Source organism: Nocardia wallacei (assembly GCF_029868745.1).
Taxonomy (GTDB): Bacteria; Actinomycetota; Actinomycetes; order Mycobacteriales; family Mycobacteriaceae; genus Nocardia; species Nocardia wallacei_B.
Genome location: NZ_JARWOP010000358.1, coordinates 1 through 14092 on the forward strand (window position 1 = coordinate 1; position 14092 = coordinate 14092).

The window sequence follows — 14092 nt, forward strand, 5'->3', positions numbered from 1 at the left end:
CGGGGGCTACCCCTGGTCCTTCTATGCGGCCAAAAACACCTTTTCGTTGTGGTGCTAACCGCGTTCCGCCCTTTTCTACCCCCCCTTTTACCAAAAAAACCGGGGGGGCGGCCCCCCCCACCGCCGTCGCCGATCCCGAACCGCCGCCGGCGATCCGACGCCATTGCTCGGCGGCCAGCGCGGTTTGCACCCGAGCCGTGGCGACGGTCGCCACGCGGGCCGGTGGGTGTCCACGCCGCACGGCGACCAGGCGTGCCGAAGTCTCGGTGTGCGCCTCGGCGAGGTGGGTCCGCAGGGCGTCGTCCGAGAGACGAGTTGCCCAGTGCCGCAGCTCCTCTCGCGTCGCGCGCGCCGGGTCCGGTCGCATCGGCGCGTTTGCAGTCTCGTCGCGCTCCTGTTCGGCGGAGTCCGACTTCGGCGTGTGCGGACCGCTCAGGCCTGCGATGATCCTCGCGATCTCGTCCGGTGCGCGCATCACGGGCTCGGTCACCTTGGGAGCGGTCGGACGCGGGGCCGGAGCGGGAACGTGCGGAACCTCGTCCACGGTGACCGACGTCCGGTCCAGAATCACCCAGACCTCACCGTAGTGTCCGCCCGGATCGACGGCGTGGTAGCCGGGGTAGCCCATCGCGGCCGCGAACCGGCCCGTGTCCGCGAGCACGGCCCGGCGGTGTCCGAGGTACTCCTGGCGGGCGAGCACCTCGGGCCCTCGCGGACGCGCGGCCAGGTCTTCCAGTTCGGCATCGATGGCGTCGAGTTCGGCACGCTGTTCGGCACGCACCCGGCTGTAATCCACAGCCCGGGCGAGCGATTCGGGCCTCATCACCATGCGCAGCACGCGCTCCGGGCGGTCGTCGGCGTACTCCAGCGCGGATTTCCTGCTGGTGGTGACGTAGGTGCCGTTGCCGTGGTCGACGCCTTGCCATCGTCCGGGGAAATACGGGCCGCTGCGGAACAACTCCACATGCTCGGCCGCACTCATTCCGCGGAAGAATTCGCGACCGCCCGCGGCGATCAGCCCGTCGAGTTCGGCCGCCCCGGCGACGACGGGCAACCCGTCGAATCCACGCTGCTTGCAGATTTCGCCGAGCGCGGGGTCGGTGGACCACTGGTCTCCGCGAACCATGGGCGCGAGTGCGGCGTAGTCCAATTCGCTCGAGGGACTACTGCCGACGGTGCCCTCGAGACCGACGTCGGCGTCGAGGCTTTCGGTGTCCGCGGGCGGCCGGCTGCCGATGCTGTCGGAACCCTTGACTCGCCAGTCCGCCCAGACCGCCTTCCATGTCGCCGCGGTCGCTCCCGCCCGATACAGGTCGGCCAGCAGGTCAGGAAAAACGACGTCACGCTTCTTGGCGAGCCGCCGGATATTGACAGTGACCTGGCGCGCGCGGCGCGCCGCAGACGACTCGGTCTGTCCTCGCCGCTGGTACTCCCAATAGCATCCGATGACGAATTTTCGCGCGTCACGCAGGACCGCCGGGTCGCGGTCGGTCGGCGTTATATAGCTGAGAGCGTCGCGCAATTCCTTCTGCATTCGCGGGACACCGGAAGCGGCGGCGTCGGAGTCCGGGGTGCCCGATGGGTGACTGCCGGTGGATGCGAGTTCGAGCAGGTCCTCGTACGCCTCGTCGACCTGACGCCACAAACCTTCGTCCACCGGCACCGGTTGATCCAGTGTTTCCTCGGGAGGCATGTCACGGACGGCCGTATCGGTGACCAGATCCCCGTGCTCGTCGAAATCGATTGTCCGGAAAAGGCGTTCGGACTCAGGCAGCCGGTCGAGGAACTTCTGCTGTTCGCGCTGCCATTTCTCGAAATCGACGGCCTTGTTGAGCAAGGTGCGGCGGTCCGCCAGGTCCGTCGCGTCGAAATCGTCGTCGGTTCTGCCGTCGCGGGACGCCGCGAGGTCCACCACCACCAGTTTCGGTTCTTCGCCGGGTTTACTGTCGTTGACCAGCACCACCAAGTGGTTGTCGGCGTCACCGCTGCCTTGTCTCTCGGTGTTCTTCCATTTGTAGACCAGGACCTGCGCACCGCCGGGGCGGTTCTTCAACGATTCGACGGCCTCGTCCAGCGTTCGGGAGTACTTCGCCGAGCCGCCGCGGAACGACCCTCGGACGGTGGCCCAGTTGTGGCCACGCAGCGGGATGCCGCCGGGCGGCATGGTGAATTGGTCGGCGTTGGCCTTGCACAGCACGCGCATCGCGGTCACACCGTTGTTGACGCAACTGTTGGGGCTGCGCCGGTGTAATTCGGTCACCAGATCGAGCAGGGCGGTGGTGGCCAGGTAGAGCGATGCCGCGGCGACGACGTCATCGGAGTCGGCGAGTGGGACGGTGCCGTCTACGAGCAGATTCCGAGATATGGCCTCGCCCAGCACATCCCGGGCCTTGGCCGGCGTGATGTCGGAGAGCGGCACAGCCGGGTCCCGGGTCGCGTCGTCGCCGAGGGCACGGGCCAGCTCGACCTGAGCGGCCGACACCGCGGCGCCGAGATGACGCATTCCCTCCGCGCCCTCGATCTCCGCCGGATCCCAGCCGAGCGTTCCGGCCAGCCGGTCGCGCAGCGGCGTGAGGTGCGCTCGTGCCTGCTCATCGGTGAACAGTGCCTGCTGCAGTGCCTTTCCGGGCGCGGTCGCGTCGAGGTACTGGCGCAATGTCTCGACGGCGGAGGCCGGGAGGTTCGCCTGCGCGAGAGATCTCGGCAGGGCGTCGCCGTCGTGGTGAGCGGTCGCTTCGTTCCCGTCGAGTGCGGTGCTTCGGGCTCGGTCCCGGGTGGGAGCGGAGTCTCGGTCCAGTGCATCGGTTCGGCCGCTTGTGTCGTCCCGGCCGCGCTGATCGGGCGCGGTATCGCGGCTCTGCGCGTCGTCCTGGTCGAGCGCTGTGGCGAGGGCGGTCGCCGTCGAGCGGTGAATGCCGAGCAGGGTGGCGAGCCGCGCGGAGCGGTCGGTGAGGTTGTCGAGTTGGCCGGAATCGCTCGGTGCCGAGGACGGCGTCGGGTCGAGGATCGCAAACGGATTGGTGATCGGCGCGTAGGTCCGGATGAAGGCCTCGGTGGCGAGGTGGTGGGCACGTTGTTGCAGTCCGGGCACCAGCGAGCCGAGCTTCTCGCCGGCCTCGACCAGCTTGTCGTGGGTGGCGGATGTGGGGTCGGCACGGTGGGCCGTGACGGCGTCCTGGTAGGTGACGACCGCCTCGCGGACCCCGCGCAGGTGCATGGCCTGGCGGATCAGTGCGTCCTGCGGCGACATCAACGCCTGTGCCGTCCCGGATTTGCCGTTGCGGGCGGTACGGTTCTTTGCCTGGTCGTAGATGTACTCGTGTTCGGGGACCTCGGTCATCCACACATGCATGCCGCCCTTGGCCTCGACCGCGTCGGACACCGAGATGTCCACGCCGCGCTGGCCCTGCCGGTTGATCACCAGGATCTTGCCTTGCTCACCAGCGGCGTCGAAGATCTCCTGCAGCTTGCTTTCCGCCTCCGCGCCCCACTTCGCGATCCGGTCGGCGTCGACCGCCTCGATCGCCTCGCGCGGCACCCCCGCCCGCAGCAGCGCCTTGACCTGCTTTTCCACCAGATCGTTACGGTGACACAGGATTTCCTGGAACCGGCCTTGCCCGCCGTCCCACATGTCGTGGGCGTAGCCGGCCAGCGCGTTCAGCTTGGCCCGAGTGTTCTCGTGCACATCGGGCTGGCCCTCCATCAACCGCGACGGATTGAACGGATCGACCGCGTGCGGCGCCTCCAGCCCGTACACCGTCTTCAGCACGTGACCCAGGTCCGTCAGGGTGCCCGAGGCGCCGGTGATGTGATCGAAAAAGCGGTCGGTGCCGTAGATCTCGGCCGCGGTGATGCTCTTGGCGGAATCGGTGTCGGCCCGCACCACGATCCCGTGCTGCTCGGCGCTCATCCCGATGGCCTCGGCGGCGCGAATCTCCTTGGCCTCCACCGCTTGTGCCAGGCTCGCCTTGCCCTCCTCGGCACTCCACCGCGATTCGCTCGAGGTCTTCGGATTGCGTTGCAGACCGTGCTCGCCCTGGTCGACGATGACGATCTTGCCTTGATCCATCACATAGTGCGTCTTGTTGCGCGTGGTGAACTCCGCGGCGGCGGCCATGTCGAGCCGCGAGGACCCCATCCGGTCCAGCCACTGCTGCCCGCCCGGCAGCGCCTCGACCTTCGCCCGGCCCGCGGGGGTCAGCGCCGGCTGACCGTCGTACCAATACTCCGTCCCCACCTCGAAGGAGCCGTCGGGCAGTTGCACGTCGACTTCCTCGGCGAGTTGTTTCAGGCCGAAATCCTCATGCGACAGTTGGCCTTTCGCGAGCGCGTCGGCGAGGAAGTCATGCGCGGCGAATACCTCCCGTGCGGTCGCCTCCGGCGCCTCGGCGGCGGCCGACTCGGAACGAATGAACGTCTTCTCCCCGCGGTCGACGATCGCGTCCATCTCATCGATCACCGCCCGGCGCGGCGGCGTGTGGCCGGCGTTGCACAGGTGCCCGACCGTCTCCCCGGTGGCCACCACGATCGCGGGCCGACCGGGTGTCATCCGACCGAATCCGGTGTTCTGATCAGCGCGGAGCACGTCGACCCCGTAGCGGCTCAGCACCCGCTTGTACTCGGTGAATTCCCGATGCGCCAGCCCATCCGCGGTCGTCACCAGCAGCACCGAGCCGTCTCCGCCCGGCTCACGCAGCGAACGCACCGCCTGATGCAGCGAGTACGACATGAACATCAACGTCTTGCCCTGCCCCGGCAGCATCTGCACCGGCCGCCGGGCCATCTCGAACCCGCCCTCCAGCTGCGGGGTCCGCAGCACCATCCCTCCGGGCGCGGCGTCGACCGTCTGCCTCCGGATGATTTCCATTCCGGCGATGAGCGATTCGTGCGCGTCCTCGTGGAACAGCCCGGCCTGCAACACCTCGTCCGGCATATTCGACAACTTCAGCGCCTCGGGAACATCCTCCCCGGACCGCGCATGGAAGTCGGCCAGCACCTCGTCGGCTCGATCGCGAGAACCCGCCGCCCCTTCGTCGCCGGACGTTCCGGCCCGCTCCCCGGCCTGGGCCGCCGGCGCACCGTCTTCGGCTGTGGCACCGGGGTTTTCGTTGCCCGGCCGCTGCCCGCCCGCCGCGCCGTCCTCGGATCCGTCGGCGGGCTGCGAGCCTTCCTCGCGCTGCCCATTGTGCGCACCGTCCCGCGTGGTGGCATCCTCGCCCTCCGCACGCTGCTCGTCTCGCGCCCCGTGCTCGGACCGAACGCCGTCTTCCGCAACGGAACTCGGCTCCGCGCTGCCGCGAGGCTGCCCGGCCGCCACACCGTCCTCCGCGACGGTGCCCTCCCCCTCGTCTGCCGCACGTCGCGCGGGGGCCGAACCCTCTCCTTTGCTCCCGCGAGGGTGCCCGGACGCCGCATCGTCATTCGCGACGGAGTCTTCCCCACGCTGCTCGCTCCGCGTGCCGCCGTCGGCGTCACCTTGCTCGCCCTCGCCCGGACGCCGCCCGGACGTGGCCGAGCCTTCCCCTTCGCCGCCGGGCGCGGTGGCGTTCTCGCCTTCGCCGCGCGCCTGCTCTCCGCCCCGCGCATCGTGCGCCGCGGCGGAGCCCTGACCTTCGCCGTCCCGGGGCTGTGCGGGGACGGCGACCGCCTCATCGCCCGCACGCGTCGTGGTCGACGTCGGAACCTTCGGCGGGGCAGCGGTTTCCGCGCCGGACGTCACGCGCGGCCCGGCCGGCGCCGCACCGCGGGCAACCTCGTCACCGCCCGGCGCGCGCGGCGCGGCGGCGGGAGCGGACGCCACCGCACCGGACCACGCCGGCGTCGTCCCGCTCGGGTGGGCCGCGGCGGCGACGGGCGCCAGCGCCGCAGCCGCCAGGACCGACGGCGCGGTCGCCACGGACGGCACCGGCGCGGCACCGCGCCCCGCGGCAACCGCGCCGGGGTCCCCCGCCCCGCCCGCAGTCGTGTTGGCGGGCTGCGCCTTCCACGCCGCGCGCGCCGTCTCCCACGCCTGCCTGGACTCCCCCGAAATCTTTATCGGCGGCCCGGCCGGGAGCGAGTCGGGCGGGGTGAACATGCCACCGCCGTCGACCACCGGGCCGGCGGCCGGGCCGGGCCGGGAGTGCGCGCCGGGTTGCGCGTGCACGGTTCCGGCGAAGGCGCCGTTGAGCATCGGCGCCAGGATGTGCTGGTAGTCCTCCGGCCACCCGGTGATCATGGCCGCGGCGGTGAGACCGGCGGCCGCGCCCGCGGTTCCGTGCACCAGTCCGGCCAGGGTGCGGCTGGTCTCCATGCGGGGAATCAGCTTCGGCCCCACCTTGGCGGCCAGTGTGCCGCCCGCCGCACCGCCGGCCCCGGCGGCCCCCGCGACGAGGATCGAGGTGACGTCGAATCCGGTCGGGTTCTCCCGCTCGTCGCCGATCGGGTCGAAATTCCGGTCTCCGGCCGCGACCTGCAGGACCTGCACACCACCGTCGACGATCATCGGCAGCGCGGCGCTCTGTACCGCCGTCACCGCGAAGCGGACCGGTCCCATCGCCGACAGTGCGGCCGTCGTCTTCGCCGCCAGCCGACCATAGGCCTCCTTCAGCCCCGCGCGCATGAGCTGGGCCTCGGCTCGGCCCTCCACCAGGGTCGCCTCCACGGCCGGCAGGGCGGCCATCTGACCGGCGGGACCGGCGGCGGAGGCGGCGGCCAGCATCCTGATGATCCGGAAGACCAATTCGACGCCGAACGCGAACATCACGCAGATCGTCTTCTCGGCTTCGTTGGCGGCGCCGTCCGCCTGGTCGGCCAGGGTCAGCGCCTGCTCGCTCAGCTTGCCCGCGCCGTCCTCGTGCGATCGCAGCATCTCACGCAGCCCGTCGGCGAACGCGCCCACCGAATCCTGCTGCGCCAGTATGCTTCCCGCGTCCTGCGCGTGCTCGCCCAGCGCACCGGCCCGCGCCCGCAGTCCATCGGCCAGCTCCCGCATCCGGGTGATCTCGGTGCGCGGCAGGTTGCCGCCGAACACCACGGCTTCGACCACCCCCCGCGCCGGGTCGGGCAGGCTCTCGAACACCTGCCGCGCCTGCTCCACGGGGTTCAGCGCTATCCCGTCTCCCATCGGCACCGCCTACCCCGCCGCCGCGTCGACCAGCGCGGCGTGCAGCGCCTTGGCGGGCGCGGCGGCCCGCTCGCGGCGCAGCACGACCTCGGCGAACGCGGCGGCCACCGCGCGGCGTGCGTCGAACCCGGTTTCGCCTGTGCCGCCGGGCAATTCGGCACGCCAGTCCCGGTACCCGCGCAGCAGTTCGCCGAACGTGGTGTACCGGCCCGCCGCCACCCGCATGTACTCGACGATCAGGATGCGCTGGGCGGCCCTGCGGGCGGCGTCGTCCCCCGCGCTGTTCAACGCGAGACCGAGCTCCCGCACCGTCGCCTCGTAGACCAATTGATCATCGGAATCCACTGCGGCTTCCGATGTTTCGGCGCCCGCGCCCGGATCGCCCGCGACCCGCTGATCGAGCGTGATCGATCGGACCGTGGCCGGGTCGCCGGGCTCGCTGTGCCACCGCACCCCTTCGGCGTCGTCGTCCAGCTCCGCGACGGCGACGACGTCGAGTTCGATCGCCGGATAGTCGGAGAGCACCCGATCGACCGCCGCCGCGAACTGGCGCACCGGAACCTCGTGCAGGCCCAGCAGATCGAACCCGACGACCGTGACACCGTGTCGGTCGGCCAACGTCCGCGCCAGCCAGGCGAACAGTGGGGAGGTGCCGGGTTCGGACGCCGGCCGTCGCGTCTCGCGTGCTCGATCCTTCTTGTCCTCGGCCGCTCTCGGCGGGCGCGGCGGGGTGTTCGAGCGGGGACTCGAAGGATTCTGGTCGGCGGTGGCACCGCGTGGCGCCCCCGAAGACGGCCCGGACCACGGCGTTTCCGGTCTCGCGGCGGCAGCGGAGCCCCTGTTCCGCGAGGAGGTCGGCCCGGGACCGGCGGTGGCCGGCTTGCGGGGCACTTCCCGTCCGGTCGCCGGTGGCGAGGCACCGGTGGGCGGTGAAACACCCGCGGCAGGAGGCCGGCGGTTCGGGTCCGCGGCAGACTGCGGGCCGTTTCGGCCACCCGGTGCGCCTGAAGGATCCTGCGACTGCGGGCCCTCCGGCGACTGCGGACCGTTCGGCGACGATCGGCCGTCGGGCGAGGACGGCCCGGTGGAAGCGCCCGGCGAGGTGCCGGACGCCGGCGGGACCGTGCCGGGCACGGAAGGCGGCTGTGCGCCATCCGCAAACCCGGAACCTGTTGGGACAGTGCCGTTCTCCGGCGTCTGCCAGGAAGCGGGGGCGGCGGGTTGCACCCCGCCCGCGTAGTTCCAGCCCGGACCCGACGGCTCGCCTCCGCCCGCGAGTAGCCGCGCCCCGCCGAGATCCTGGGTCTGGAAGTTCTCGGCCGCGTTCGCGACCTGCCGGGCCGTCCCGCGCAGGCTCTCCTCCATCGCCCGCAGACCGGCCAGCAGCTGATCGGCGTGCGGCGTGAAGTCCTTGGCGAACGCCTCGCCGAGATCGTCGTCGCCCCAGGCACCTTGGGCTTCGGCCAAACCGCGTCGCAGGTCGGCGTAGGTGCGGCCGACACGCTCGCCGAGGTCGGCCAGGCGCGCGCCGTCGTTCCGCAGGGTGTCGGGATCCAGCCGAAGCTCGTCGCTCACGCCGACTCCCCCGCCGCGCCACGGTGGTCCCGCCGCCACCGGAATCGCCGCTCGAACCCGGCCACGAATTCCGCCCGCGGCACCGACGACGTCGACCGCTCCACCACGCCGTCGTCGGCCACGTAGAACACCGCGCGATCCAGCGTCGTCTCACCCGCTGGCGCCGGCGAACTCACAAGCCACCCCACACCCAGCCGCTCGGCGTGCAAGCCGGACAGCGAATATCCCTCGGTGTCGTAGCCCTGCCGGAGAATATGCGCACGAACCAGGGCGACCGCCTCGGGCTCGGCGACGCCGTCCGGCTCGTCCGCGGCCAGGCCCGCGGCCACGAATTGGAACATGGCTCCGTCGAGGTCTATGCCGTCGTCGTGACCGAACACGCGCGCGAGCCCCGCCCGGGTCACCGCACCCGATTGCGCCGCGGCCACCAACTCCGCGGCCGCCTCCGCCGCGCCCGCGTGCCCGGACGCCAGCTGCGCGGCCACACCGGCCACGCTGCCGACCGTCCACACCGCCGGCATCGCCGGCGCGCACTCCGCCATCGCCGCCGACTCGCCTCGATACCAGCGTCCGGCCTCCCACCAGTAGCAGAACGACAGCAAACCGGTGAGCGCACGCGGGTTCAGCACCGGGTCCGTCACCCACCCCGGAGCTCCCGCAAAGAATTTCGGCACCGCCGACCCGGTGTTGTAGACGGCGTCCAGCACCGGCGACTCCCACACGCCACCCGAGAGCACCGCCCGGTCACCGGGCAGCACGGTCAGCGTCGAGCCGCTGCGTCCCGCGCTCTCGAACACCCCCGTCGACGGCCCGACTCGCGGCCCGCGCCGCGACCCGGCCGCCACGAACACCGCCGCCAGCACCGTCCATCGCACCCACAGCACCGCCAGGTCCGGTAATTCGCCGTCGACCGGCACCGCCCGCACCCCCGCCGCACGATCCGCACGCGCCGCCACCGCCGCCTCCCGCGGCGGCCTCGACGCCGATGCCACCCGTCCGATGTACGCCGCCAGCCACACCGGCAGGCGTTCCCGCCGATGCACTTCCAGGTCGGCGAGATAGGCCTCGGGCGCGAACAACTGCTCTCCCGGGAACGGCTCCGCGCCATGGTCGGGCAAGACCTCGGCGCCATCGGAATCCACGCGCACCAGCAGTCGCCACCACGGCCCGTCACCGGACCCGGCCGAGACCGCACGATGCCGCCGCACCGCCGCCCACACCGTCTCCGGAACCCGGCACCGGACGGTCCGCGTGCCGTCGTGGGCCAGCAACGACGCCGACTCGCTGACGACGGTCATCGCGAACCACGCCTCCAACCGCTGCCACCCCGCCGGCACGAATTCCGCCAGCCCGGCGGCGATCTCCGCGACCAGCTGCTCGGACTCACTCGGGCCGGCCACGCCATCCTCCGCACCTCGGCGACGCGATCGTCGAAGGCGCCGGATCATCGGCGCGCCGCACGCTCCACGCGAAGTTCATGGACATTCCCCTGGATAGCCTCGATCGGTTCGTCACCAGCACACATGCCGTCGACATGACGATTTCGCCGCGCCGGTGCCGGCGCAAGTCGATATTGCCAACGATGGGGACCCGTTCCGGTAGCAGGGACAGTGAGCGCCGCGGCGACGCTCGCCAACCTTCACCGCCGGTCCTTGCGGAAATCTTGGCGTTCGCTTGTGCCGCATACCGCCCGGCGGGGCATACCGGGCCTTACCAGTCTGATTGCTTCAGTATCTCCCGGTCATCGGTACATCGCGTAGACGGGCGGGTGATTCCGCGGGGCCGTGGTTACTCGAGGGGGAACGGGGGCGAGGGCGGGAAGGTGACCGGCAGCGCGGTCAGGGCACGGTGGAACGGGCCGGGGCGCCAGGTCAGGGCCTCTGGGCGGACGGCCAAGGTCATGTCCGGCAGGGCATCGATGAGCTGGTCCACCCCGTCCTGCGCGATCAGGTAGGCGGCCTGCTGGGCGGGACAGGCGTGCGGCCCAGCGCCCCACGCCAGATGTGACCGGTTGCCGGTGTGGTCGCCCGCACTGACAATCGGATCGTTGTTGCAGGCCGCGATGCTGATCACCACCGGCTGGTGGGCCGGTAACCAGACATCGTCGATCAGGATCGGATGCCGCGGATAGCTCATGCAGAAATTCGCCATGGGCGGATCGCGAAAGAGCACCTCGTCCAACGCGTCTCGCGTCTGCAGGCTGCCGCCGAGGACGTTGCCGGCGAATCCGTCACTGGTGAGCACCGAGAGCATGGTGTTCGTGATCAGGTTCAGCACCGGCTCGACTCCGGCGCCGTAGAGCGGGACCAGTTGCTCGACGACCTCCTCATCGCTCAACCCGGCCGGATGCTGCAGCAGCCTCGTCGTGATGTCGTCACCGGCGTCGGCGTGCTTCTGCGCGACCAGCTCCATCAGCGCCTCGATGAGCATCGAATTGCCCTGTGCCGCATCGCTTCCCTCGAACATCGCCATGATTCCCGCGGCAACGCGGCGACCGATGTCCGGCGGGCAGCCGAGCATGGCGTTGATGGCCTCGAACGCGAGCGGGGTCGCGTACTGGGCGATCAGGTCGGCCGACCCGGTCTCGCAGAAGCCGTTGATCAGCGGCACGGCGATCCGCTCCACGATGCTGTGCAGGCCGTGCAGGTCGACCGCGGTGATCGCGGCGACATTGGCCTCCCGGTACCGCGCGTGTTCGGCGCCGGCCGAGCGGATCGCGTTGGGCCGCCACTCCAGCATGGGCTTCACCGGGCACTCCGCGGGGATGTGCTGCTGCCAGCCGCGCGGGTCGGCGGGGAAGTGGTCGGGATCGTGCAGGATGCGCACCGCGGTCCGGTAGCCGATCACCAGCGTCGCGGGCACTCCCGGAGCGAGCTCGACGGGCACCATCGAGCCGTAGCGCTCCCGCATACGCCGGTAGGCGCGGTGCGGTTCGGTCGCGAATTCCGGCGCGTACAGGGCCACCCGGGGGCCGTCGGTGTCGATCGGTGAGCTGGTCATGCGGGCCTCAGTTCGATCACGGTGCGGTCGTGCAGGTCGATGGTGATGCGGGCGGTGCCGCGGGCGTCGGCGTGAACGACGGCTTCCGTGGCGCCGTGCGCGTGGTAGGTCTGCGCGGGCCTGAGCCGGTCCAGCACCACGGCGTAACGGCCGGGCGCCACGCCCGCCCGGAAGACGGCGTCCAGACCGGCGCCGTCCCCGACCGCCCTGGCCACCAACACATCCGGGTGCGGCAGTTCGGCGATGCGCGGGCCGTGCTCCCAGGCAACCGGGCGCGGGCGCGACATCATATCGGTGAGCGCGCACGGCCGTCCCAGGCTGCCCAGTCCCAGCATGCCGTTGGCGTGCACCGACGCCGCGGTGAAACCTCGTGCGCCCGTGCGGTTCCCGTGCTCACCGAACTCCAGTTGCTCGACCGCCGCGCGCCACAGCGACGAATGCCACTCCCGCGCACCGCATTCCTGCGCGAGCAGCATGGCGGCCGCCAGCGGTTCGGCGTTGGTCGCCGCCTGCGAACCCCAATCCGCCGCGGTGGGCGATTCGGAGCCACCCGTCCCGGGCAGCAGGTACTGCCCGGTTTCGAGCCACTCGCGGCGCAGGACTTCCCACGCGCGCCACGCGGTCTCCGGCAACAGCGGCGCCAGGAAGGCGACGATGCCCGCCGTGGTCGTCGGACCGCGGAAGCCGCGCGCGGTGAGGCCCAGCCCGGACGCGAGGAAGGTCACCAGATCGCCGTCGGCGGCCGTGAATTCGGTTTCCAGCGCGTGCCGCAGTCGCGGCGTGATCTCGGCGGCCGCGCCGGTGCCGCGCAGCGCGTCGGTGACCGCGACGCCCGCTGCGCTCACCGCGTTGCAGTAGGGGAACACCAGGCCCCGGGTCCGCGACCGCCCGATCGGCAGCGGTTCGCACGGCCACAGGCACAGGTCGCTGTCGAAATTGCGGACCACGATCGCGTTGATCGCGTCGTGGTCGTAGGTCGCGGATCGTCCCAGCAGCGAATGGAATTCGAGCGCGCCCGGCGCGCGGAACCGGGCGTCGCCGGTCGCCTGTTCGAACATGCCGAGCTGCAGGTTCAGGTATCCGGTGAACATGATGTTCTGCCGCACGTCGATCGGGTCCGTCCGGCGCTTGCGGAAGTCCCAGTTGCCCAGCAGGTTCTCCCAATACCAGTACTGCCAGACCGCAGGATCCTGGAGCCGGTCGAGCAGCATCGACTGCGCGGCGTGCACCGGGCCCCGCAGCGCGGGGGTGTGCGAGTAGGCGTACATCGACAGCGCCCAGCCGAGCGCGTTGACCTGATATCGGTACTGCTGCAACGGACCCGGGCCCTCGCCGTCGAATCCGGTCCAGTCGCCGGGCGGCCGCAGGGCGACGCGCAACAGATGGCGTAGCAGCGCGAGCTGGTCGGCGGTCGCCTCGGTCACCGGCGGGGACGCGGTAGAGCGTTGCAGCGGAACGGGATTCGTCCGCGCCGCCGCCCGCCGCTCGGTGAGATATCGGGCACGCTCGGCGCCGAGTCGCACCGCGGCACGGTGCCGGATCAGGTCGCGTGTCATCGCGATCCCGGCGCCGGCCACCGCCACGCCGAGCGCGACCCAGGAGAACCAGGTGAACGGTCCGGGCATCGCGCCGTGGTACGCCGCCAGGCCCGCACCGGCCACCGCCGCGGTGAGCACGATGACCGGCAGCGTCACATAGTCCGAGCGGGCGATGCAGCGGAACGCGTAGGCCCAGCCGGACGCGACGAGGACACCGGCGAACCCCGCGATATGGCCGGTCAGCACCACCGCTCCCGGGGCGACCAGAACCCCGGTGACCAGCGCGGCCAGTACGACCGAGCTCGCCAGCACCACGCCGAGGCGGAATCTGCGCAACGCCCAGCCGAGGACGGCCGCCTCGGCGGCGACGAGCACCGCGTGACCGACGACCATGGCCGTGTCGAAGTGGTGGTGCAGGGGCGGCACCGCCACGATGAGACCGGCGCCGGGAACGATCAATCCGGCGCCGAAGGCCCGCCACGGCAGCGGCAGCCCGGCGAGCACGGGACCGGCCGCCGCGACCACCCAGACCACGAGCACGACGGCCACCGTCCGGGCGAACCAGCGCGCCGTCATCGGGCCCCGCATCCGTACCGCCGGAACGGAATCGGTCGCCGCGGTCATCGAGCCCACTCCGGTTCGGTGGACAGCACCAGATGCCGGGACGTGGCGATCTCGCCGGGCGCGGCCGGGCGCGCGACCATGCCGTCCCGCCGTCGCAGCGACCGCCACAGCCACATCATCCGCGGGCCGAACAGCATCAGACCACCGAGCACCACACAGCACACCACCGCGCTCACGCCTCCCACTGGCTCACCACCCGGCCGACACGGCCGCCCACCGCGGGTGGCCGCCGAGCCCAGGATGATTACCT

General features: G+C 71.3%; 6 protein-coding genes. All 6 read right to left on the reverse strand.

Features of this window, described 5'->3' with window-relative positions:
• Window positions 1-7105: hypothetical protein (locus QH470_RS33225; protein WP_280276340.1), on the reverse strand; the 7105-nt coding region annotated here is incomplete at its 3' end.
• A gap of 9 nt (window positions 7106-7114) precedes the next feature.
• Window positions 7115-8680: a WXG100 family type VII secretion target gene (locus QH470_RS33230; RefSeq protein ID WP_280276341.1), complete on the reverse strand. Its 1566-nt coding sequence runs from the start codon at window positions 8678-8680 to the stop codon at window positions 7115-7117.
• On the reverse strand, window positions 8677-10080 hold the full coding sequence (locus QH470_RS33235) for a hypothetical protein (RefSeq protein ID WP_280276342.1): 1404 nt from the start codon (window positions 10078-10080) through the stop codon (window positions 8677-8679). Before QH470_RS33235 ends, QH470_RS33230 begins: the two co-directional genes overlap by 4 nt.
• Before the next feature lie 388 nt (window positions 10081-10468).
• On the reverse strand, window positions 10469-11680 hold the full coding sequence (locus QH470_RS33240; protein ID WP_280276343.1) for a cytochrome P450: 1212 nt from the start codon (window positions 11678-11680) through the stop codon (window positions 10469-10471).
• Entirely contained in the window at window positions 11677-13842 is a 2166-nt protein-coding gene (locus QH470_RS33245) for a linalool dehydratase/isomerase domain-containing protein (protein WP_280276344.1), read from the reverse strand. Before QH470_RS33245 ends, QH470_RS33240 begins: the two co-directional genes overlap by 4 nt.
• Window positions 13839-14018, reverse strand: a complete 180-nt coding sequence (locus QH470_RS33250; RefSeq protein ID WP_280276345.1) for a hypothetical protein — start codon at window positions 14016-14018, stop codon at window positions 13839-13841. The genes QH470_RS33245 and QH470_RS33250 overlap by 4 nt, the downstream gene beginning before the upstream one ends.
• Between the last annotated feature and the right edge of the window lie 74 nt (window positions 14019-14092).